Below are 20,865 nucleotides of genomic sequence, written 5' to 3'. Positions count from 1 at the left end.
CGCTCAGCCCTTGCCGGGATGGAGCGTGCCGCACTTGTCACACGTGCGGGCGTCTTCACTCTCGTAGAACGTGACGAAGACGGGCGGAAGGTCGGCCACGATGTCGCGTACCTGAAGTTCGACTTCGTAGATCTTGTGATTGCACTCCAGGCAGTACCACTGGAAGTGCTCCAATGTTCCTTCCTGCCTCACTCTTTCGATCACCAGACCGATCGATCCTGCGGTGGGGCGCTGCGGCGAATGGGGCAGGTTTCCCGGCAGCAACCAGCTCTCGCCCTCGCGGATGTCGACCCGCACCGGTCCGTCTTCGGTCATGACGTTGACGTGGATGTCGCCCTCGACCTGGTAGAACCACTCCTCGTACGGGTCGAGGTGGTAGTCGGTCCGCTGGTTGGGCCCACCGACAACCTGCACGATGAAGTCGTCTCCGAGTGCCATCGTCTGGTTGTTGACCGGTGGCTGCAGCAGGTGGCGGTTGTCGTCGATCCATTTCTTGAAGTCGATGACGGGAGGAATGGTGGTCATGATGCGTTCTCCGTGTTCTCGATTGACAGCCGTCGGGCGGCGGGGTTCTCGATTGACAGCCGTCGGGAGGCAGGCACGTAGGCCACACCGGAAATCTCGATGAGCAAGTGCGGGTGGGGCAATTGGTGAACTGCCACTGTGGTTCTCGTCGGACCGTTTTCATCGAATAGTTCGGCGTAGACCTCGTTGTATCCGCCGAAGTCGTTCATCGACACCAGGTATGACGTGACCTGAACCAGATCACGCAGTTCACCACCCACCTCGGCGAGGATCGCCGCGATGTTCTCGATGACGGCACGTGTCTGCGCGCGAATGTCGAGCGCCGTGGTGCCCATCTCGTCGACCTCGACGCCCACAAACGTATTGTCGGGCCGACGTGAACTGGTACCGGAGACGTAGACGAAGTCACCTACCACCTTGACGTGCGGGAACTTTCCGCGCGGCTTTGCCATCTTCTCGATGACCTGCGCCCCACTCATCGCCGTACACCATTCACCGAGACGGTACCCAGTCCGTCGATGCTGCACTGTGCGACTCCCTCGTCGAGTCGCACGGCAGCAGTCGCTGCGCCGGCCAGAATCACGTAGCCGGCCCGGAGCGGAATGTGCCGACGGCGGGCGATATCCACCAGGGCATGCAACGCGTGCACGGGATCTCCGAGGATTGCTGCCGTGGAACCGGTTACCGTTTCGCTTCCTACCTTCATGCGCACCACCAAGTTCGCGGCACTGCGCATCGACTGCCACGGGCCGATGACATATCCGGCGGCACTGGTGTTGTCGGCGACAACGTCGGTGTAGGTGAAGCGGAAGTCGCGGTAGCGCGAATCGATGATCTCCATCGCCGGAGCAACCGCGTCGACGCAGGATTCGATGTCCACGCTCGGGTCGTCGAGATCGACGTCCTTCGACAGTCGGTACGCAACTTCGGGTTCGATCTTGGGGTGGATGAACGTCGATAGTTCCAGGTCACCGCCGTCCGTCACCGCCATCGCGTCGGTCAACTGCCCGACGATCACTTCGGAGACACCCATCTGCGCCATCTTCGCTTGGCTGGTGAAGCCGAGCTTGATGCCCACCACCGATTCGCCACGGGCAGTGCGTCGTTCGATGAGTTCGTTCTGAATCCGGTAGGCGTCGTCGATGTCGATAGTGTGATCGTCGGCGAGGCTCGGAGTGTCGGTACGGCTCTGCGCAGCGTCGTCGAGCCGACGCGCGAGCGCGGATACGGTGTCTTCTGGGGCTGTCATCACGCCTCGCTCATTTCTCTGGAACTTCCTGCGGTTTCGATGTTCACAGTTGCACACACACATTTGTCGGTTCGGTGTAGAAGTGCAGCGAGGACTCGCCACCCTCACGTCCGATGCCGGACAGGCCCATGCCGCCGAAGGGGGATCGCAGTTCACGGGTGAACCACGTGTTGACCCAGGAGATTCCGACGTTCATCTTCTGCGCGACGCGGTGTCCGCGGCGCAGGTCGTTGGTCCACACGGAGGCCGCCAAGCCGTACTCGGTGTCGTTTGCCAAGGCGATCGCTTCTGCCTCGGTATCGAACGGGATGAGTGCTGCGACGGGTCCGAAGATCTCCTCGCGCACGACGCGATTCTTGTTGGTCAAGCCAGTCCACAGGGTGGGTTCGATCCACGATCCACCGGACAGATCCTGCCCGAGATCCGGAATTCCGCCACCGGTAAGCACTTTCGCGCCCTCCTGCTCGGCGATCTCGAAGTAGTCGAGAACCTTCTTCCGGTGCGCCTGCGAGATGAGCGGGCCTGTCGTCGTCGCAGTGAGCGTCGGGTCACCCAGACGCAATCCTGCGGCCCGCTCGACCAGCCCACCGGCGATGTCGTCGAAAATGCTGCGGTGCACGTACACCCGTTCGGTGCACAGGCAGACCTGGCCGGTGTTGGTGAACACCGACTTGGTCAGACCCGTCAACGCTTCGTCGATGTCGACGTCGTCGAACACGATCGCGGCGTTCTTGCCGCCGAGCTCGAACGAGACCGGACGCACCCGTGGTGCAACGGTTTTCATCACGTGCGAGCCGGTTGCCGAAGATCCGGTGAAGGTGACACCGTCGATACCGGGGTGGGTGGTGAGGAACTCGCCCGCAGAATTCGCACCGAATCCGTGCACGACGTTGTAGACGCCGGCAGGCAGGCCGACTTCTTCGAGCACCTCGGCCAGCAACGACGCCGTCGCCGGCGTCTCTTCGGAAGGCTTGACCACCACGGAGTTTCCGCACGCCAGCGCGGGCGCCACCTTCCAGGTCAGGAGAAGCAGTGGCAGGTTCCACGGCACAATGACCGCAACCACACCGAGCGGCTTGCGGATCGCGTAGTTCAGCGCCTGCTTGCCGCCGGCCAGATCCGTGACAAACGATTCCTGCCCCGCTGCGGCGACGATGTCGGCAAACGTACGGAAGTTCGTGAGGGCACGAGCAACGTCGAGTTCGCGCGCCTGCGTGATCGGCTTGCCCGTATCCGCCATCTCCGCGGCGACAAATTCCTCGAACCGCTCCTCGATCCGATCCGCGGCCCGTCGCAGCAGCGCGGTGCGCTCCCGGACCGGTGTATCCGCCCAACCGTTGTCCAGAGCACGTCTGGCGGAGGTCACAGCCCGATCGACCAGGGCCCGGTCGGCCTCGTGGACCTTGGCAAGAACACGGCCGGTTGCGGGGTCCACCTGGTCGAAGCTCGACGACGCGTCGGGTTCGACGTAGGAGCCATCCACGTAGTTGCGGATCCATCCGTCGCATTGTGAGGTCATGGACTAACTATTGGCCCCGAACCCATATCAAACAAATGCAAAAACTGCCGCCAGCTATACCTCAATTGGCATAACAGGCACATCCCCGTCGCTTCGCTCGCCCCGGCGGCAGTTCCGCAACACAGTTCAACGACGCAGATACGCCAACTGCACGTTGACCGATTTTTCTGCCACCGGCCAGAGTTTCGGATCGACATCCGAATAGACGTGCTCGACCACGTCGCGTACCGACGCGGAATCGCCGAGCGAGACCAATGCCGTTCGCACCTGATCGAGCCGTTCTTCGCGATGCGCGAGGTAGTGCTTCGAAATCTCCTGCAGGTCAGGCAATTCCGGGCCATGCCCAGGAAGAACGGTTCGCCCGTCACCGAGTTCGATGAGCGCACGCAGCGATGCGAGGTAGTCCCCCAGATCGCCGTCCGAATCATCGAGAACCGTTGTGCCACGGCCGAGTATCGTGTCACCCGTCAGCACACTGCCCTCGTTCTCGATGACGATCGAGACCGAGTCCGCGGTATGACCGGGAGTTGCCACGATACGCAGGCGCAGCCCGGCAACCTCGATGAGTTCACCGTCGACGAGCGTCGTACCGCTGCCGCGCAGAAACTCGGGAGAAACGGAACGCACTGGCGCCGAGGTCAATTCGTGAAAACGGCTCACTCCGCCGGTGTGATCGAAGTGCCGATGCGTGATCAGGACCAACGCCACCGCGCCGACTCCGGCCACTCGCTGCAGATGTTCTTCGTCGTTGTCACCGGGATCGACGACTACATACTGGTCACTGCCCGGCGCCCGCAGAATCCAGGTGTTGGTGCCGTCGAGCGTCATCATGCCCGGGTTGTTCTCGAGCATGACCGACGCGATGTCGGTGACGCGGCGAAGCTGCGCGTATGCGGGATGAACCGTTGTCATCAGCGAACTTCTACGATCAGTTCCACCTCGACAGCGGAGCCGAGGGGAAGTTCTGCAACACCGACAGCGGAGCGAGCGTGAATGCCTGCGTCGCCGAAGACCTCGACGAGGAATTCGGACGCGCCGTTGATCACGCCGGGCTGACCGGTGAAGCCTTGCGCGGAGGCGACAAATCCGACGACCTTGACCACACGAACCAGGTTGTCGATGCCAACCAGAGCGTTGATCGCGGCAAGAGCGTTGAGCGCGCAGACACGCGCGGCGGCCTTTGCGTCAGCATCCGACGCGTCCGCGCCTAGCTTGCCCGTCAGCGACAGCTTTCCGTCGACAAAAGGCAACTGGCCCGAGGTGTAGACGTGATCGCCACTACGAACCGCAGGGACATAGGCAGCGACCGGCGCCGCAACCGCGGGCAGTTCGATGCCGAGTTCCGCGAGACGCGCTGACCAGGTCTGTGTTGTTTCGGTCATGCGCCTGCAACCTTCGGACGCTTGAGGTATGCGACGTGCTGTTCGCCCGACGCGCTCGGAAGAACCGTCACCAGCTCCCAACCGTCGACGCCCCAATTATCGAGGATGGCCTTCGGGTTGTGGACCAGCAACGGAGTAACGGTGTATTCCCAGGAAGTCAATTCACTCATGCGGTGAGCCTATCCCGCGCACATCTTCGGCCCCAGACTTATAGGCTCGCGGTGTGGTTGCATCCCAAGATGAGCTGAGCAAGAGCTGGCCGGAGTCCGCATCGAAGGCCCGCCTGCATTTTGTGTCGGGAAAAGGCGGGACCGGTAAGTCGACGGTAGCCGCCGCCTTGGCGCTGGCGTTAGCCGAAGGCGGCCGACGCGTTCTGCTGGTGGAAGTGGAGGGCCGCCAGGGAATTGCGCAGCTCTTCGACGTGCCACCGCTGCCCCCGCAGGAAACGAAAGTCGCAGCTGCCGAGGGTGGCGGTGAGGTGATGGCGTTGGCCGTCGATATCGAGACGGCTTTCCTCGAGTACTTGGAGATGTTCTACAACCTGGGCTTCGCGGGCCGCGCGATGCGCAAGTTCGGCGCCATCGAGTTCGCCACGACCATTGCACCTGGCCTGCGTGACGTACTGCTCACCGGCAAGATCAAGGAGTGCGTCATCCGCACCGATCGGACCGGGAAGCGCGTATACGACGCTGTTGTCGTCGACGCCCCGCCGACGGGCCGGATCGGCAGTTTCCTCGACGTCACGAAGGCTATGGCCGATCTCGCCAAAGGTGGGCCGGTGCATTCGCAGAGTGAGGGCGTCGTGCGACTGCTGCACTCGCCGGAAACAGTGGTGCATCTGGTGGCGCTACTCGAGGCTCTGCCCGTGCAGGAAACCGCGGATGCCGCCTTGGAATTGGCGCGCGACGAGCTCAATCTCGGCGCGATCATCGTCAACCGCACCAGCCCGAAGTTCCTGCCGGAGGGCACTCTGGCGGGTGCTGCGGCCGGAGAGATCGATGCCGCGTCCATTCGATCCACGCTCACGGATGTCGGCCTCGAACTGTCGGACGACGACTTCGCCGGATTGCTGACGGAAACCATCGAGCACGCGTCTGTTCTCGAAGCGCAGGAATCCAGTGCGGAGAAACTGCAGGAGATCGACGGCGCCCGACTGCACTTGCCTACTCTGGCCGACGGCGTCGATCTGGGTGGCCTCTACGAACTGGCCGAATACCTCATGGAACAGGGTGTCCGATGACCGAAACCACCGAAAACGCGGTCCCTGACAATGTCATGGTCGGCAGTTCCAGAACCGGACGCCGCAGTGCTCCGGTGCTCGACATCTCGGCGATCATCAACGATCCGACCGCACGAATTGTGGTGTGCTGCGGCGCGGGTGGCGTCGGCAAGACCACCACTGCGGCGTCGTTGGCGTTGCGGGCGGCCGAGCAGGGCCGACGCGTCGTCGTTCTCACGATCGATCCGGCGAGACGGCTGGCTCAGGCTCTGGGCGTCGCGGAACTCGACAACACACCGCAACCAGTGAAACTCGGTCCGGAAGCAACGGGCGAGTTGCACGCGATGATGCTCAACATGCGTCGCACGTTCGACGAGATGGTACTCGAGCACTCCAGCCCCGAGAAGGCTCAGCAGATCCTCGCGAACCCCTTCTATCAAACCGTTGCCACATCGTTCTCCGGCACTCAGGAATACATGGCGATGGAGAAGCTGGGACAGCTCGCGTCGAACGACAAGTGGGACCTGGTGATCGTGGATACGCCGCCGTCCCGGAACGCACTCGATTTCCTGGACGCTCCGCAGCGACTGGGAACCTTCCTCGACGGCCGGATGATCCGGTTGCTCTCAGCTCCGGGGCGGGGTTTGACCAAGCTTGTTGCCGGCGCCATGGGATTGGCACTCAAGGGTGTGTCGACGATCGTCGGAAGTGCGATGCTCGCTGACGCGTCGGCGTTTGTTCAGTCGCTCGATTCGATGTTCGGCGGCTTCCGTGAGCGCGCAACCAAGACGTACGAACTCCTGCGTCAGCCAGGCACCCATTTTCTGGTGATCGCTGCTGCGGAACCTGACGCGTTGCGGGAAGCGGCGTTTTTCGTGGACCGCCTGGCCGGAGATTCGATGCCGCTAGCCGGGTTGGTGTTGAACCGAACACATCCGACTCTGACCGCACTGCCGGCTGATCACGCGGCAACGGCCGCGGACAAACTCGCAGCCAAGGAGACCCCGACCGACGCCGAGGCACTAACGGAGGCGGTGCTTCGCATTCATGCTCACCGCGCAGCAATCGCCAAACGTGAGGTGGCGCTGCTGAGCCGGTTTACCGCAGCTCATCCGAGGGTGCCGCTGATCGGCGTTCCGTCACTGCCGTTCGAGGTATCAGACCTCGAGGCACTGCGCGCTGTGGGCGATCAGCTCACTCGGAAGGGCTAGATCAGGAAAGGCTAGACCAGAAAAAGCTAGGTCAGACAGCAGTTGACTGCTGGTGGCGTCGATCCTCGAAGAATTCGGACCACGAGTCGACGTCGGGGTGCTGCTTGAGGAGAGCGCGTCGCTGGCGTTCGGTCATCCCGCCCCACACTCCGAATTCGACGCGGTTGTCGAGAGCGTCGGCGCCGCACTGCATCAGGACCGGGCAGTGTCGGCAGATTGTTGCTGCCTTACGTTGCGCGGCACCTCGAACGAAAAGCTGATCCGGATCTACTTCGCGGCAGCGTGCCTGTGTTACCCAGGCGATGCGAGCCTCTGCTTGTTCGACATCCAAACGGCTACTCGGGGTGGCTGTGTACATTCTCTGGTCCCCTCTACAAAGTATGTCCGTCGCCTCGAGGGCGAGCAGCACAACATCTCTGCTTCCGTCGCGGGATATCACGACGAAAGCTGAGACACATTCGTGATCGAGTGTTATGTCAATCACACCGTTCACACAATTTAGGTAAAGAAACGCCCAGACGCAAGACGGGCGTCCACCTTTTTTGGTACGGCAGTACAAACCGGGTGTTCAGGACGTTTTATTCGGCACGAATTCTTCGCGTGCCACGTCCATGGGGTGCGCACACGTACTCTGTAGATCGTGTCGATTGCAAAAACAGTGGCGAAGCTCGCCGGAAGCTCTGCCTTGGCCGGTGTCCTCGTTGCCGGAGTGATGTTTCCGCTGGCAGGCGGACTCGGATTCGCATCCAATCGAGCCGCGGACACGGTCGACAACGTTTCAGCTGAGTTGGTCGACGGCACGGTCCCCGCGGTATCGACGATGGTCGATTCGGCGGGCAATCCCATCGCCTGGCTGTACGAGCAGCGCCGGTTCGAAGTCCCGAGCGACCAGATCTCGAACAACATGAAGTTGGCGATCGTCTCCATCGAGGACCGTCGATTCCCCGATCACAAGGGAGTGGACTGGCAGGGAACGCTGCGCGCCTTCCTGACCAACACCACCTCCGGTGAGGTCCAGCAGGGTGCGTCGACGCTCGATCAGCAGTACGTGAAGAACTACCAACTGTTGGTCGTCGCAAAAACCGATGCTGAGCGCCGCGCCGCGATCGAGACCACTCCGGCTCGCAAGATCCGCGAAATCCGGATGGCGCTCACCCTGGACAAGGAACTCACGAAGGACGAGATCCTCACCCGCTACCTGAACCTGGTGCCGTTCGGTAACGGTTCCTTCGGAATCCAGGATGCCGCTCAGACGTACTTCGGCATCGACGCCAAGGACTTGAGCGTTCCGCAGTCCGCGATGCTCGCCGGCATGGTTCAGTCGAGTTCGGCCTTGAACCCGTACACCAACGTCGAAGGTGTCACCGAGCGCCGCAACACCGTGCTCGACACCATGATCACCAACATTTCCGACCGGGCCAACGAGTTCCGGGCGGCCAAAGACGAACCGTTGGGTGTTCTACCCACCCCAAATACGCTCCCGCGCGGATGCATCGCGGCCGGTGACCGCGGATTCTTCTGCGACTACGCACTCAAATACCTCTCGGACGCCGGGATCAGTCGCGAGCAGATCAATGAGGGCGGCTACCTCATCAAAACCACGCTCGACCCGGCGGTGCAGGCATCCACCAAGGCTGGTCTCAACGCAAACGCCAAGGCGGACCTTGACGGCATCGCCAACGTCATGAGCGTGATTCGGCCCGGCCAGGACTCGCACAAGGTCGTGGCGATGGCCAGCAGCCGCACGTACGGTCTCGACGCCGACGCCAGCGAAACCGTCCTGGCTCAGCCGTATTCACTGTCAGGTGACGGTGCCGGCTCGGTGTTCAAGGTCTTCACCACCGCCGCCGCCATGGAGAAGGGCCTCGGCATCGACGCGATGCTCGATGTTCCCCGCCGCTTCGACGCCAAGGGCTTCGGTAGTGGCGGCGCGGCGGGATGTCCGGTGTCCACGTACTGCGTCGAGAACGTCGGTAACTATCCGGCGACGATGTCGGTGACGGATGCTCTCGCGCAGTCGCCCAACACCGCGTTCGTGAAGCTCATCGCAGCAACCGGTGTGACGCCGACAGTCGATATGGCCGTGCGTCTCGGCCTGCGTTCGTACGCCGAGCCCAATACGTCGGGCTTCGACGATCGCAGCATGGCCGACTTCCAGAAGGAACAGAATCTCGGCTCGTTCACGCTCGGCCCGACCTGGATCAATCCGCTCGAACTGTCGAACGTCGCGGCAACATTGGCGTCGCACGGCAAGTGGTGCCCGCCCAGTCCGATCGATTCCGTCGTCGACCGCAACGGCAAGCCGGTGACGGTCACGGAACAGGGCTGCGAGCAGGTAGTCGAGCCCGGATTGGCCGATACCCTCGCCAATGCGCTCAGCCGCGACGACGTGGGTGCAGGTACATCTGCGGGTGCCGCAGGCAGCGCTGGATGGTCTCTGCCGATGTCCGGTAAGACCGGTACCACGGAGACCCACAAGTCTTCGGCGTTCCTCGGCTTCACGAACAATCTGGCCGCGGCCGTCTACATCTTCGGCGACTCCCCGACTCCGGGTGAGATCTGCTCGACTCCGCTTCGCCCGTGCTACAGCGGAAACCTGTACGGCGGTACCGAACCGGCTCGGAGCTGGTTCGCCGCGATGATGCCGGTTGCCAACAATTTCGGTCCGACGGCGCTTCCGCCGATCGATCAGAAGTATGCACGTGGCTCGCAGAACGGACAGGTTCCCGAGGTTGTCGGATTGAGCCAGTCCGCTGCCACGTCCCGCCTGCAGGAGTCGGGATTCACCGTCAACGCGGTGACGTCCGCATCGGGCGCGCGTGCCGGAACTGTCACCGGCGCGTCTCCGTCGGGCTCGGCGATACCGGGTTCCACCATCACGATCTACATCAGTGACGGGTCGGTACGCGCACCGGTAGCACCGGCGGCACCGGACGGCTCACCTGCTCCGGCCTCACCGGCACCCGATTCGCCGGCACCCGGAGCGCCACAACCGCGCTAACACCCGCACGAAAGAACGGCCGCACCCTCACACGAGGTTGCGGCCGTTCTCTTTTGTCGGTGGAGCTGACAAGCGCTGTCGGTGACGCCTACAGGCGAGACTTCACGGCAGCGGAGATACGCGCGCCATCAGCCTTACCCTTGGCCAAAGCACTGGCGGCCTTGATGACCTGACCCATCTGACGCATACCCGGACGCTCGCCGAGCTCCTCGGCTACCTGCGCCATCGCCGTGTCGACGACGTCGACAAGTTCTGCGTCGGTCAACGGCGTCGGCAGGTACTCGTCGATGATCTGCGCTTCGGCGCGCTCTTTCGCGGCAAGTTCACCACGGCCGTTCTCGGTGTAGATTTCGGCGGATTCCCCGCGCTTCTTCGATTCCTTGGCAAGAACCTTGATGATTTCTTCGTCGGTGAGGACTCGCGCTTCCTTACCGGCAACCTCTTCGGTCTGAACTGCTGCGATGAGCATCCGGAGGGTGCCGGTGCGAAGCGGATCCTTGGCCTTCATGGATGCGACCATGTCGGAACGGAGTTTGTCTTTGAGCGTTGCTGTCGTGTCGGACATGGGGGAAACGCTACGCGCACGCCCCGCCTCCCGTCCCCTTAGTTATATCCTTGACTGGTGTCTGACCAGTTCCGCACCAACCTGACCCGCACCGCACTTGGTGCCGCGGGCGTCGCTGCACTCGGAATCGGGTACGCATCCGGCATCGAACGCAATGCTTTTACGTTGCGCGAGGTGACGATGCCCGTACTCGAGCCGGGGTCGTCGTCGTTGCGGGTTCTCCACCTCAGCGATCTGCATATGATGCCTAACCAGCGATTGAAGCAGAACTGGTTGCGTGAGCTCGAAAGCCTCGACCCGGATCTCGTGGTGAACACCGGCGACAACCTGTCGCACCAGCGCAGTGTCCCCGCAGTTGTCCAGGCACTGGGCGACCTGCTCGCACGCCCCGGTCTATTCGTGTTCGGCAGCAACGACTACTTCGCTCCGAAGCCGAAGAACCCGTTGAGCTACCTCTTCGACAAGAAGAAGCGCATCACGGGCGATCCGCTGCCGTGGGGAGACCTGCGGGCTGCATTTACCGAACGTGGTTGGCTCGACGTGACGCATGTACGACGCGAACTCGAGGTGTCTGGCATCAAGATCGCGACGGCAGGCGTCGACGATCCGCATCTCAAGCGCGATCGTTACGACACCATCGCGGGCCCGCCCAATCCCCTGGCTCAGCTCAAGCTCGGTTTGACGCACTCCCCCGAACCCCGGGTGTTGGATCGGTTCGCCGAGGACGGCTACGACCTTGTTCTCGCCGGCCATACACACGGCGGGCAGCTGTGCCTGCCGTTCTACGGCGCGCTTGTCACCAACTGCGAGTTGGACCGCTCCCGCGTGAAGGGCCCGTCCAAGTGGGGTGCTCACACACAGCTTCACGTGTCTGCCGGCATCGGAACCTCGCCGTGGGCTCCGGTACGTTTCTGCTGCCGCCCCGAGGCAACCCTGTTGACGTTGGTGCCGTCTACCGGCCGCGAACCGGAGCACTCCACCGAGCGCGGTTCCGCTCACTCAGCTGCGCCGGTTTTACGCAACTGACCTGCGGATTTAATGCCTGCCGACTTCGTGCTGTAAGCTAACCGAGGTTCGACACGGGGTGTGGCGCAGCTTGGTAGCGCGCTTCGTTCGGGACGAAGAGGTCGTGGGTTCAAATCCCGCCACCCCGACAGTGAAGAACTTGAAGAAGGCACTTTTTCCTCGCGGAGAAGGTGCCTTCTTTTGTTGTACCGTGCTCTCCAGGAGGTGGTTACCCATGGGCAAGAACGAGGACTTCGCGCACAACGACATCGCCAGTCGCAGTCGACGTGAGAAGGCGGTGGGTCTGGCCAAGTTCGCATGGAATCGTGGGATCACCGCCGCCGAACTACTCGACATGCCCGACGATCGACTGCGCAAACTCGCGCGTGCCGCCGACGCGAATCCCCCGAGCACCCGGGAGACCTGGACCATCGCAGCCGGTCTCATCGACGAGAAGGATCAGTGGGCAGCGGCGCATCCTGATCGCGCTGAGGCGCAGCGCACGCACGCCGACGAGAAGATCATGTGGGTGAAGAAGCCTATCGAGCCGTGGCTTTAGTACTTCGTTCCTCGAGGCACGCCAGGACGCGGGCCGCGTTCTTCTCCAGGACAGCCGCGTAGATATCGATGTCACCGCTGTCCGGGGTTCCGCTGAGTACCGAGATCGCAAGCACGTCACCCACCGAGTAGATCCCGTGATTGAACGGGCTCCGCGGCGACACGTACGGAAATGACGTGGTCGAAACGATTCTTGAATCGCCGAGAGTCATGACGGCCGGTCCACGATTGACGCTGCTCGCTACAGTTCCCAGTTTCGGATCCGATGACAATTCAGGTTTGACCGCAATAGCCGGAAGTTCGTATTGCAGCGCACGTACGGCCCGGTATGCGTCAGGATATTCCGCTTTGCCGTGGTTGTTGTTTGTGGTGATCGCGGCAAGTCGTTCCGCAATATCTTGTTTATCCATCGCCAGATCGACGTGATAGCAACCCATGTGATTTTGTCCGCGCACCTCTGCCCCTACGGGGGCGCCGGACATCACCTGCATCGAGCGTGGACTCTTGTCACCAAAATGTTCTTCCAGTGATAACGAGATGATCGTCTGGGCGATAGCCGTCACTGTCACGCCTGGCCACATTTTCTTGGCTTCTCGAATCGCCACCAGATCGAGCATGATGGCGGCAGCCGACCGCTTGCCCGTAAAGGTCACGGCACCACCGCCGGAATCCGGTGCGTCGTATTTCCGGGTTTCCGGCAGAGCACGAAATGCGCGGACATACCGGCGCGGAGTTCCGAGGAGTCCTTTGACGGACGACCACCACGGGTTCGGCGCCGTGAGTTCCGGAATGAAGTCGGGTAAATGCTTCGACGAGAACAGGTCGTGAACAATCGCGTTGTACACATGCCCGTCACCTAATGCATGCGAGCCCTTGAGGATCACCACCGTTGCTTCACCCTGCACCCCTGGGGCATCACGAACACCTCGAACAACGTGCAACCGCCACAGACATTCGTAGGGATCGACGATCCGTGCGGCAATGTCGGCGAAGTATTCGAAAACACCTTTCCACGAGGATATTTCGACATTGTCTTCGACATGCTTGGTGATATCGAAGGGTGCGGAGTCGATCCAATAGGGAAACCCGAACCCGCCGGGAACTGTGGTCACGGTCCACCGCAATTGTGGGATCCTCGACGCGCGTGCACCGAGGAACTCGAGTAGTTCCTTCTTGTCGAGCGGAGTCGAGTCACCCGAATCGAACAGGAAAATCGTCAGGACATCAGTGGAGCGGGTTTCCATATTTGCGGGAATCAATTCGAAATCCACTGAGGTCAGTTGTTTGGCAGGCACGACAAATCTCCGATCCAGCCTAATCGAGACAAAGCGGGCATGAAAAGGGTAAACAACCACTACCCGCTTCGCGAAATGTTCGCCCGATCGTTTACACCCCGGCGACGACGCATAGGCCGCGTTTCCGCACCCAACCTGTGCAGCGTCGCTTCCAGAACTCCCCATCGTTCGCGACTTGATTCCGGCAGAGAACGAACGATCTTGGCAACTTCGCGCAAGGAATCTGCAAGTGCGATCTCTTCACCATCGAGCAACCCGCTGTAGTTCACATCCAAGAGATACGGCGTGTCGACGGTTGTCAGAATTGCAAGGTTGTCGAGAAATATCTCGAGATCGCGAGCGGCAGCAGAGTCGTTATCTGCTTCCGACGCCGCGACATAGTCGAAGTCATTCTTCCATAATTCAGTTCGCAGATTGTCTTGGCGCAGAGTTATCACTGTTCCGATCTTTCTCTGTCGACCGTTATGTTCGTCGAGAGCGAGCACCTCGTGAGCAAGCCTGAGCACGTTGTCATCGGTCATTGAAGCCCCGACAACAACCAGGTGACCAGTAGCCATGAGGGACTGAACAATTGATCCCAGCGGGCGCCGCTCTGCGTCGTATCTGACGAAATCTCGTCTGCTCAGCACGATACTGTCCGGGTCTCCGCTGTCGCCATGCATCTTGAGTATCCAGGGGCGGCTTGCGGTTGCTTCCTCCCTTGGGAGCACCGCTATCGAACCTCGGCCGTGAGCAGATTCGAAAGCTTTCTCGTAGAGCGAGTCGTAGTTGGTGGTGACCACTTTGGTCACGCCCAGTGAAGCAAGTAGGCAATGAGACAGCGTCGGCTTGGCGCCACCCCCGGTCAACTCGACAACGCTGGCGCCCAATCCTTGAGGATGCAATGCCTTGGACAGCAGTTGTGCGCGATCCAAAACTCCGAGACCGGAGAACAATTCGGCATCGATAGACGGAAGCGCTTCGCTTCGAATCCGGTCAAGGAGACTGTCCCACGAAGGCAATCCGGCCGGAATACTGACTCCCGCACCCAACAACAACGAGACGTCACCGGCACGCAGTCGATCTGCTAGCTGCTGGACCTGCGGAGGTACTCCGGCGCTACACAGATGCCCACGCCGAACAGATTGGTAGGCAGCATAATCGGCGGCATTGGCAACGACAAATGCTATATCGAAGTCGTATTTGTCGGCGCACACTGCTGCGGCGTCGATCAGTGCCTTGATTACGTGGCCGCGTACTCCACCCTGGCCACCCAAGCCCACTCCGAACGTCGGCAACGCAACGAGCGGTTTGACTCGGCTACCGCCCGGCTGAATTCCAGTTCTGGCGATCACGTCAAGGACTTCGTAGACGCCCTCCACCAACCAGTCCACCGAAATCCGCGACGCGACATTCAACAGCCAAGCTGGACGCCCCTCCTTCGGAAAGGACCGAACCCGACCAGCGCCGGCCGGTGCGAAGTCCAACTGTGCAGTGAGTCCAAGCACAGGCCACCAGTGCTCGCGTGGTAGGAAACTACCGCTCGTCGAGACGACAGCTGCGTCCCAGTCAACCGATTCGAGCCGTCCGCGAACAACAAACACATGCCCTGCACCTGCATCGTTCCCAGCCACACACGACTCCCAGCGATCTCCAGCACAGGTGTCCGCAAACCGCTGCGCTTACACCCCAGCGACGGTTTCCTTGGCCCAACGGTAATCCGCTTTTCCGCTCGGTGAGCGGAGGATCGCCGGTACAAGAACGATCGAACGGGGAATCTTGTACCCCGCCACATGAATCCGGCAGTGCTCGGACAGGGCATCTGGTTCCACATCTTCGAACCCAGGCCTGATCTGGACAACCGCAGCCACTTTCTCCCCGAACCGCGCGTCGGGTGCACCCGCCACGAGGGCGTCGAAAACCGCTGGGTGAGTCTTGAGCGCCTGTTCCACCTCTTCGGGATACACCTTCTCTCCGCCCGAGTTGATGCACATGGAACCGCGTCCGAGCAGCACGATCGTGCCGTCCACTTCCATCGTTCCCATATCGCCCAGGACTGCCATCCGTACACCGTCGACAACGGGGAACGTCGCGGCTGATTTCTCCGGATCGTCGAAGTAGGCCAGTGGCACATGCCCCGCTCGTGCGATGTAGCCGACGGTATCCGAGCCCGGTTCGATCCGACGGAATTCCTCGTCGACCAGAATCATGTTGGGGTTGGAGCGAATTCGCTTCGTTCCGTCCTCGCCGAATTCGACGACGCCGTCGTTACCGGATTCGGAGGCACCGAACGCATCTTTGATCACCAACCCGGGAATTCGAAACTTCAACTCTTCCTTGAGGTTCGGCGAGAACAGCGCGCCGCCGGATCCGATCAGTTTCAACGAGGAGATGTCGTACTTACCGTCGGCCGCGGCGATCGCATCGGCGATCGGACGGGCGATCGCGTCGCCGACAACAGTGATGCCGGTGATCTTCTCGGCCTCGACGAGCCTGAGCACGTCGAGGGGGTCGAAGCTCCGGGTCAGGACTCGCGGCGCTCCCATCAGAAAGGCAGTGAGCAGCGAGTAGATGGCAGCGCCATGCATGAGCGGTGGAATGAGCAGCAGCACAGTGGGATTGGTATTCGCAATCGCAGCGTCGACCACTTCTTCGAGACTACGACGCGGCGGCCCGCTGAGGTTGGCTCCGGACAGAGCAGCGAAGAAGAAGTCTTCGTGGCGCCAGACAACGCCTTTGGGCATACCCGTAGTTCCGCCGGTGTAGATGATGAAATGGTCATCGTCTGAGCGAGTCTCGAAATCCCGGACGTCGGACGCTGCGGCCAGTGCAGTTTCGTACTCGTCGCCGACGATGAGAACGTGGTCGATCTCGGGGCACTGCGGTACAACGCCCAATGCAATCTCCGCGAATTCATCCTCGACCAGTAATGCCACCATCTTCGAGTTGGTATAGACGTACGCAAGTTCGACGTCGGTGTAGCGGAAGTTGACGTTGATCGGAACGGCCCTGATCTTCATGCAGGCCAGTAGCGCTTCCACATATTCAACGCAGTTCCTCATGTGGATTCCGACGTGCTGCCCCGGTTTGACGCCGACGGACTGAAGGTGGTGCGCCAATCGGTTGGACCGTAGTTCGAGTTCCCGATAAGTGAGACGCCTTTCCTCGAGAATCAGCGGTGTTCGATCGGGAATCGCATCGGCAACGGCCTCGAACAGATCGGCAACGTTCAGGGTCATCGGGTTCCTCACGTGTCTTCGCTCACAATTGGCAGGTCTTTCGCGAAGCTAACACTTTTACCGAGTCGCCGAATGCAAAATGCGGAGTAGGTTCCGTTAGTCGGGATCAGCAATGTTCGCCCCGAGACCAGCTAAAAGTGCCCAATACCACAAGCGTAGCCTTGCCTAATGCTCACTCGTACTTCATTCCGGACCCGCACATCGGTCCGGATCGCCATGGTTGCGCTGGCGACAGTATTTGCAGCAACAGCCTGTGGAACTTCCGACGCCGGAAGTAACGCCAACGGAAACACCGACGTCGCGACCGGCGGCAAGCTGTTCAGCACCGCCGACACGGAAACCGCGAAGCTCGGTAGTGACTCCGCTCCCGGCGAGTTCCCGCGCACCGTCACACATGCACTGGGCGAGGTCACACTCGAGACCAAGCCGACCCGAGTCGTCGTCCTGGACAGCGGAGAGTTGGACGAAGTCCTCTCACTCGGCATCACCCCGGTCGGTATCGCCAGCCCGGAAAGCGCAGCCGGCCAGCCGTCGTACCTCGCCGACAAGTTGGTGGGCGTCCCCGATGTCGGCACCACCAACAATCTCAACCTCGAAGCCATCACTGCCCTGAAGCCCGATCTGATTCTGGGCAGCAAACTGCGCCAGGACAAGCTGTACCCGCAGCTGTCCGCGATCGCGCCGACGGTCTTCAGCATCCGTCCCGGATTCCCGTGGAAGGAGAACTTCCTCCTTGCCGGTGACGCACTGGGTGAAGAGACGAAAGCCGAGCAGATCCTCAACGACTACCAGGCCCATGCCGACGAGGTCCGCGCGTCGATCGACGGTTCCCCGACCATCTCGCTGGTCCGCTTCATGTCCGGCAAGCTGCGTCTGTACGGAAACCTGTCCTTCATCGGCGTCATCCTGAAGGACGTCGGACTCCCCCGTCCGGCAATCCAGGACATCGACGAACTGGCCGTCGAGGTTAGCCCGGAAACGATCACCCAAGCCGAGGGCGATCAGATCTTCTACTCCAGCTACGGAAGTCCCGCTGACACCGGTCAAACCACCGTCACCGCCGGCCCCTTGTGGGCAACGATGGACGCCGTCAAGGACGGTCGCGCCAGCGAAGTCAGCGACGAAACCTGGTTCCTGGGTCTCGGCCCGACAGGCGCCAACTTGGTTCTCGAGGACCTGCAGGCCAAGCTCGGAAAGTAGTTACGACAGAAGACGGCGAGGGGAATTGCTATTTCCCTCGCCGTTTTTTTTGATTCGGCCGATGGCTACAGTGTTCTCGTGCCTCTTCTCGGTCCAGAAGATCGCTTGCCCGGATGCCCAAAGCGCATTCTCGTAGCGGGAACATCCGGTTCCGTAAAAACGACCTTGGCCTCCCGAATTGGAACGCTTCTCGGCATCGAACACGTCGAGATCGACGGTCTCTATCACGGCCCGAACTGGACACCGCGAGAGCAATTCCTGTTCGACGTCACAACATTCAGTTCGGCGCCGCGGTGGGTGACGGAATGGCAGTACCGGTCCGTTCGCGATCTACTCGCCGATGAAGCGGATCTTCTTGTGTGGCTGGACCTGTCGCGCTGCACCGTGATGCGCCAGGTTATCGTTCGGACGGTACAGAGGCGGCTGGGGCGAAAAGTCTTGTGGAACGGCAATATCGAGCCACCACTACACACGTTCTTCTCCGACCGAGATCACATCGTTCGCTGGGCCTGGAACACGCACCGTACGAGTGCACTCCGGATCGCGGCACTGCGAGATCGGCGACCGGACCTCACGATTGTCTGCCTACGGACCCATGCCGACATCGAACGGTGGATCGCGGGACCGCTGCAAACTAGGGCGTGAACCGGTCGACTCTCCGGAGTCGAGCGGCATTTTTGTTCAGCGATTGTCTTGCTCGAGGTGTTCGTTCATCGTCGAGTGCAGGTCGACGAGAAATTCCTCGAATCGACTGAGCAGTTCAGGCGGGTATTTCTCCATCATGGCGTCGAGTCGTACGGCGAGTGGTCCGAAGAACTCGTCAGCCAGGTCCTGCACATGCGCACTGCTGTGCAGCGTGACCACTCGACGGTCTGCATTCTCGCGGGTCCGGACGATATGTCCCGCCTTTTCCAGGCGGTTGAGCAACGCGGTAGTGGCGCCCGACGTCAGTGAGATCCGCTCTCCAAGACGTGCGGGTGAGAGCGGCGCACCTTTCTCCTCAGCCGCGGTGATTTCCATCAGAGCAGTTGCGTCGGTGGAATGCAGACCAAGCCACGACGCGAATCGATGGCTGAATTCGGTGAACGTCGCACCGTACGCGCGGAATTCATCCATCAGCCGCTCCCGCTCCACGGAGATGTCGCGCGGTGCTTCCACCTCGGTGATCCCACCTTTCCTGTGCCAGACGGCGGCCGGTCGAGCCCAGCGCGCACATTGACAACTTACCGTCCCAAATATACCTTCATCGTGAAGTTACTTCACAATGGAGGTTTATTCATGAACATCTCACCCACCACCCGCAAGTGGTTGGGCCTGATCGCCATTGCACTCGGCGTGGCACTGATCGTCGTCGACACCACCATCGTCAACGTCATAGTCCCCTCGATCATCGAAGATCTCGGAATCAATTCCGTTCAGGCTCAATGGATCCAAGAGTCCTATGCAATCGTGTTCGCGGCACTCCTGCTTCTGGTCGGCAGAGTTGCCGACCTGGTCGGCGCCCGTCGCGTCTTCATCGCCGGTGTCGTCGTGTTCGGCGCAACGAGCCTGCTGGCCGGACTGGCACCGAACGGCGGCCTGCTCATCCTGGCGCGATTCCTGCAGGGCGCCGGCGCGGCCATGATCCTGCCCACCTCACTGTCGCTTCTGAACGCGATGTTCACCGGCAAAGCCCGCGGCCAGGCATTCGCAGTGTGGGGTTCCACCATCGGTGCAGCTTCCGCCCTCGGCCCATTGCTCGGCGGCTGGCTTGCCGAACACGCTTCGTGGCGTTGGGCATTCGGGATCAACATTCCGCTTGCTGCGCTCATTCTCGTCGGCGCAGTGCTGTTCATCGCTCCCTCGCCGCGCACCACTGGGCGCATCGACGCCACCGGAGCGGCACTGTCCATCGCCGGCCTGGGCATGCTGGCCTTCGGCCTCGTCGAGGGACGTACGTACGGGTGGCTGACCACGAAGCAGCCCTGCGAACTGTTCGGCCTGTCATGGTCCAGCGGACCGTCCCCGGTTCTGATCGCGCTGGTTCTCGCCGTCATCTCGCTCGGCGCATTCGCCTACCGGCAAACCATGCTCACCCGTAGTGACGATCCGTCGCGGGCACTGATGGACGTGCGGTTGTTCTCCATCTCGTCGTTCCGCAACGGCAACATCGCGACGCTGATCATCGGACTCGGTGAGTTCGGAATCGTTGCGGTGCTTCCACTCTGGCTTCAGTTCACGCTTGGATACAGCGCACTCCAAGCCGGACTCGCCCTGGTCCCCATTGCCATCGGCAGCTTTGTCGCCAGTGGCGCCAGTTTCGGACTGGCATCGAAGGTCTCGCCGTTGGGCTTGGTCCGTATCGGTCTGGCTCTCGAAGCGCTCGGCCTCGCTGGTCTCGGATTCATCGCTGCGACAGACAGCCCCTGGTGGACCATTGCCGCAGTGCTGTTCTTCTACGGCATCGGCGTCGGATTCGCGACGGCGCAGGTAACCAACGTCGTGCTCGAGGAAATTCCCGAACAGAGCGCCGGTCAAGGCTCCGGCATTCAGAGTGCGTTCCGCCAACTCGGATCCGCACTGGGTATCGCCATCCTCACCACGGTCTTCTTCAGCACTCTCAATTCCACTCTGAACAACGACCTCACCGAATCCGGTGTCGACCAAGCTCAGGCCGATCAGTTGACGCGGGCGGTCACCGACAGCGCCGGCGCGGCCATCGACTCGCTGGCCGGCTCGCCGAGCACTGCCTTCGTTGCCGACGCAGCCCAATCCGCAATGACACATGGCATCACACTCGGCGGATACCTTGCGGCCGGATTTGTTGTAGTTGGCCTGATCGCCACGGCACTCATCCCGAACAAGCCGTTCTCGTCACCCGAGCAGGAAACGAAGGCAGCAGCGGACGTCGGCTGACGCAGAAAAACTTGCACGGTGAG

General features: G+C 61.3%; 21 protein-coding genes and 1 tRNA gene. 9 read left to right on the top strand and 13 right to left on the bottom strand.

Going from position 1 to position 20,865, the window contains the following annotated elements; translation table 11 throughout:
- Positions 1-3 precede the first annotated feature (3 nt).
- The 7 genes from C7T36_RS16000 to C7T36_RS30150 all read right to left on the bottom strand — a co-directional run bounded on the left by C7T36_RS16000 (position 4) and on the right by C7T36_RS30150 (position 4,845).
- Positions 4-525: a 3-hydroxyanthranilate 3,4-dioxygenase gene (locus tag C7T36_RS16000; RefSeq protein ID WP_045066554.1), complete on the bottom strand. Its 522-nt coding sequence runs from the start codon at positions 523-525 to the stop codon at positions 4-6.
- On the bottom strand, positions 522-1,004 hold the full coding sequence (locus C7T36_RS15995; protein ID WP_045066553.1) for a RidA family protein: 483 nt from the start codon (positions 1,002-1,004) through the stop codon (positions 522-524). Before C7T36_RS15995 ends, C7T36_RS16000 begins: the two co-directional genes overlap by 4 nt.
- Positions 1,001-1,774 carry a 2-keto-4-pentenoate hydratase gene (locus C7T36_RS15990; RefSeq protein ID WP_045066551.1) on the bottom strand — a complete coding sequence of 258 codons (774 nt, stop codon included), beginning with the start codon at positions 1,772-1,774 and terminating at the stop codon, positions 1,001-1,003. Before C7T36_RS15990 ends, C7T36_RS15995 begins: the two co-directional genes overlap by 4 nt.
- A 43-nt stretch (positions 1,775-1,817) precedes the next feature.
- The gene (locus C7T36_RS15985; RefSeq protein WP_045066550.1) at positions 1,818-3,293 is read right to left on the bottom strand and encodes a 2-hydroxymuconic semialdehyde dehydrogenase; all 1,476 of its coding nucleotides are present in this window, start codon (positions 3,291-3,293) and stop codon (positions 1,818-1,820) included.
- 126 nt (positions 3,294-3,419) lie between these two features.
- Entirely contained in the window at positions 3,420-4,205 is a 786-nt protein-coding gene (locus C7T36_RS15980; protein ID WP_045066549.1) for an MBL fold metallo-hydrolase, read from the bottom strand.
- Entirely contained in the window at positions 4,205-4,675 is a 471-nt protein-coding gene (locus tag C7T36_RS15975) for a RidA family protein (protein ID WP_033235926.1), read from the bottom strand. Before C7T36_RS15975 ends, C7T36_RS15980 begins: the two co-directional genes overlap by 1 nt.
- The gene (locus C7T36_RS30150) at positions 4,672-4,845 is read right to left on the bottom strand and encodes a hypothetical protein (RefSeq protein ID WP_092805866.1); all 174 of its coding nucleotides are present in this window, start codon (positions 4,843-4,845) and stop codon (positions 4,672-4,674) included. The genes C7T36_RS15975 and C7T36_RS30150 overlap by 4 nt, the downstream gene beginning before the upstream one ends.
- Before the next feature lie 53 nt (positions 4,846-4,898).
- Here C7T36_RS30150 and C7T36_RS15970 point away from each other — a divergent pair, with 53 nt between their 5' ends.
- Complete coding sequence (locus C7T36_RS15970) at positions 4,899-5,915, top strand: ArsA-related P-loop ATPase (RefSeq protein ID WP_045066548.1); 1,017 nt, start codon at positions 4,899-4,901, stop codon at positions 5,913-5,915.
- 35 nt (positions 5,916-5,950) lie between these two features.
- The gene (locus C7T36_RS15965; protein WP_045066878.1) at positions 5,951-7,105 is read left to right on the top strand and encodes an ArsA family ATPase; all 1,155 of its coding nucleotides are present in this window, start codon (positions 5,951-5,953) and stop codon (positions 7,103-7,105) included.
- A 31-nt stretch (positions 7,106-7,136) separates the two neighbouring features.
- Here C7T36_RS15965 and C7T36_RS15960 read toward each other — a convergent pair whose 3' ends face one another.
- Positions 7,137-7,463 carry a WhiB family transcriptional regulator gene (locus C7T36_RS15960; RefSeq protein ID WP_033235923.1) on the bottom strand — a complete coding sequence of 109 codons (327 nt, stop codon included), beginning with the start codon at positions 7,461-7,463 and terminating at the stop codon, positions 7,137-7,139.
- A 300-nt stretch (positions 7,464-7,763) separates the two neighbouring features.
- On the opposite strand from C7T36_RS15960, the gene C7T36_RS15955 reads away from it, so the two are divergent.
- Positions 7,764-10,106: a transglycosylase domain-containing protein gene (locus C7T36_RS15955; RefSeq protein ID WP_045066547.1), complete on the top strand. Its 2,343-nt coding sequence runs from the start codon at positions 7,764-7,766 to the stop codon at positions 10,104-10,106.
- Positions 10,107-10,194: 88 nt separating this feature from the next.
- Here C7T36_RS15955 and C7T36_RS15950 read toward each other — a convergent pair whose 3' ends face one another.
- Entirely contained in the window at positions 10,195-10,671 is a 477-nt protein-coding gene (locus tag C7T36_RS15950; protein ID WP_033235921.1) for a GatB/YqeY domain-containing protein, read from the bottom strand.
- Between the two features lie 57 nt (positions 10,672-10,728).
- Here C7T36_RS15950 and C7T36_RS15945 point away from each other — a divergent pair, with 57 nt between their 5' ends.
- The 3 genes from C7T36_RS15945 (at position 10,729) to C7T36_RS15935 (ending at position 12,235) form a co-directional block, all read left to right on the top strand.
- Positions 10,729-11,697 carry a metallophosphoesterase gene (locus tag C7T36_RS15945; RefSeq protein WP_033235920.1) on the top strand — a complete coding sequence of 323 codons (969 nt, stop codon included), beginning with the start codon at positions 10,729-10,731 and terminating at the stop codon, positions 11,695-11,697.
- Positions 11,698-11,751: 54 nt separating this feature from the next.
- Positions 11,752-11,825, top strand: a tRNA-Pro gene (locus C7T36_RS15940).
- A gap of 86 nt (positions 11,826-11,911) precedes the next feature.
- Positions 11,912-12,235, top strand: a complete 324-nt coding sequence (locus tag C7T36_RS15935) for a hypothetical protein (RefSeq protein ID WP_045066546.1) — start codon at positions 11,912-11,914, stop codon at positions 12,233-12,235.
- Here the strand turns inward: C7T36_RS15935 and C7T36_RS15930 are convergent.
- Genes C7T36_RS15930 through C7T36_RS15920 form a run of 3 tightly spaced genes read right to left on the bottom strand, consistent with a single transcriptional unit; the run spans position 12,216 to position 16,747 of the window.
- Complete coding sequence (locus C7T36_RS15930; RefSeq protein ID WP_033235918.1) at positions 12,216-13,529, bottom strand: wax ester/triacylglycerol synthase domain-containing protein; 1,314 nt, start codon at positions 13,527-13,529, stop codon at positions 12,216-12,218. The genes C7T36_RS15935 and C7T36_RS15930 overlap by 20 nt on opposite strands.
- 59 nt (positions 13,530-13,588) lie before the next feature.
- Positions 13,589-15,142, bottom strand: coding sequence for an SIR2 family protein (locus C7T36_RS15925; protein ID WP_051730657.1), 1,554 nt, complete (start codon positions 15,140-15,142; stop codon positions 13,589-13,591).
- 48 nt (positions 15,143-15,190) lie between these two features.
- Positions 15,191-16,747 (bottom strand): acyl-CoA synthetase, encoded by a 1,557-nt coding sequence (locus C7T36_RS15920; RefSeq protein ID WP_033235917.1) that lies wholly within the window; start codon positions 16,745-16,747, stop codon positions 15,191-15,193.
- Between the two features lie 168 nt (positions 16,748-16,915).
- Here C7T36_RS15920 and C7T36_RS15915 point away from each other — a divergent pair, with 168 nt between their 5' ends.
- Positions 16,916-17,947 (top strand): ABC transporter substrate-binding protein, encoded by a 1,032-nt coding sequence (locus tag C7T36_RS15915; RefSeq protein WP_033235916.1) that lies wholly within the window; start codon positions 16,916-16,918, stop codon positions 17,945-17,947.
- Between the two features lie 78 nt (positions 17,948-18,025).
- Positions 18,026-18,592 (top strand): ATPase AAA, encoded by a 567-nt coding sequence (locus C7T36_RS15910; protein ID WP_045066545.1) that lies wholly within the window; start codon positions 18,026-18,028, stop codon positions 18,590-18,592.
- A 36-nt stretch (positions 18,593-18,628) separates the two neighbouring features.
- Here the strand turns inward: C7T36_RS15910 and C7T36_RS15905 are convergent, their stop codons facing one another.
- Entirely contained in the window at positions 18,629-19,063 is a 435-nt protein-coding gene (locus C7T36_RS15905; RefSeq protein WP_230590308.1) for a MarR family winged helix-turn-helix transcriptional regulator, read from the bottom strand.
- 162 nt (positions 19,064-19,225) lie between these two features.
- Between C7T36_RS15905 and C7T36_RS15900 the strand changes: the two genes are divergently transcribed.
- Positions 19,226-20,842, top strand: a complete 1,617-nt coding sequence (locus C7T36_RS15900; RefSeq protein ID WP_045066541.1) for a DHA2 family efflux MFS transporter permease subunit — start codon at positions 19,226-19,228, stop codon at positions 20,840-20,842.
- Positions 20,843-20,865: the final 23 nt, after the last annotated feature.

This window comes from Rhodococcus sp. AD45-ID, assembly GCF_003023755.1.
Taxonomy (GTDB): domain Bacteria; phylum Actinomycetota; class Actinomycetes; order Mycobacteriales; family Mycobacteriaceae; genus Rhodococcus_F; species Rhodococcus_F globerula.
Note: the sequence above shows the minus strand (reverse complement) of the source record. Positions and strands in the feature narration are given on the sequence as shown.

What these genes read in the sequence shown, in the direction of transcription:
- C7T36_RS16000 (WP_045066554.1), bottom strand. Translation starts at nt 525, where the DNA reads ATGACCACCATTCCTCCCGTCATCGACTTCAAGAAATGGATCGACGAC.
- C7T36_RS15995 (WP_045066553.1), bottom strand. Translation starts at nt 1,004, where the DNA reads ATGAGTGGGGCGCAGGTCATCGAGAAGATGGCAAAGCCGCGCGGAAAG.
- C7T36_RS15990 (WP_045066551.1), bottom strand. Translation starts at nt 1,774, where the DNA reads ATGACAGCCCCAGAAGACACCGTATCCGCGCTCGCGCGTCGGCTCGAC.
- C7T36_RS15985 (WP_045066550.1), bottom strand. Translation starts at nt 3,293, where the DNA reads ATGACCTCACAATGCGACGGATGGATCCGCAACTACGTGGATGGCTCC.
- C7T36_RS15980 (WP_045066549.1), bottom strand. Translation starts at nt 4,205, where the DNA reads ATGACAACGGTTCATCCCGCATACGCGCAGCTTCGCCGCGTCACCGAC.
- C7T36_RS15975 (WP_033235926.1), bottom strand. Translation starts at nt 4,675, where the DNA reads ATGACCGAAACAACACAGACCTGGTCAGCGCGTCTCGCGGAACTCGGC.
- C7T36_RS30150 (WP_092805866.1), bottom strand. Translation starts at nt 4,845, where the DNA reads ATGAGTGAATTGACTTCCTGGGAATACACCGTTACTCCGTTGCTGGTC.
- C7T36_RS15965 (WP_045066878.1), top strand. Translation starts at nt 5,951, where the DNA reads ATGGTCGGCAGTTCCAGAACCGGACGCCGCAGTGCTCCGGTGCTCGAC.
- C7T36_RS15960 (WP_033235923.1), bottom strand. Translation starts at nt 7,463, where the DNA reads ATGTACACAGCCACCCCGAGTAGCCGTTTGGATGTCGAACAAGCAGAG.
- C7T36_RS15950 (WP_033235921.1), bottom strand. Translation starts at nt 10,671, where the DNA reads ATGTCCGACACGACAGCAACGCTCAAAGACAAACTCCGTTCCGACATG.
- C7T36_RS15935 (WP_045066546.1), top strand. Translation starts at nt 11,912, where the DNA reads ATGGGCAAGAACGAGGACTTCGCGCACAACGACATCGCCAGTCGCAGT.
- C7T36_RS15920 (WP_033235917.1), bottom strand. Translation starts at nt 16,747, where the DNA reads ATGACCCTGAACGTTGCCGATCTGTTCGAGGCCGTTGCCGATGCGATT.
- C7T36_RS15915 (WP_033235916.1), top strand. Translation starts at nt 16,916, where the DNA reads ATGCTCACTCGTACTTCATTCCGGACCCGCACATCGGTCCGGATCGCC.
- C7T36_RS15905 (WP_230590308.1), bottom strand. Translation starts at nt 19,063, where the DNA reads ATGGATGAATTCCGCGCGTACGGTGCGACGTTCACCGAATTCAGCCAT.
- C7T36_RS15900 (WP_045066541.1), top strand. Translation starts at nt 19,226, where the DNA reads ATGAACATCTCACCCACCACCCGCAAGTGGTTGGGCCTGATCGCCATT.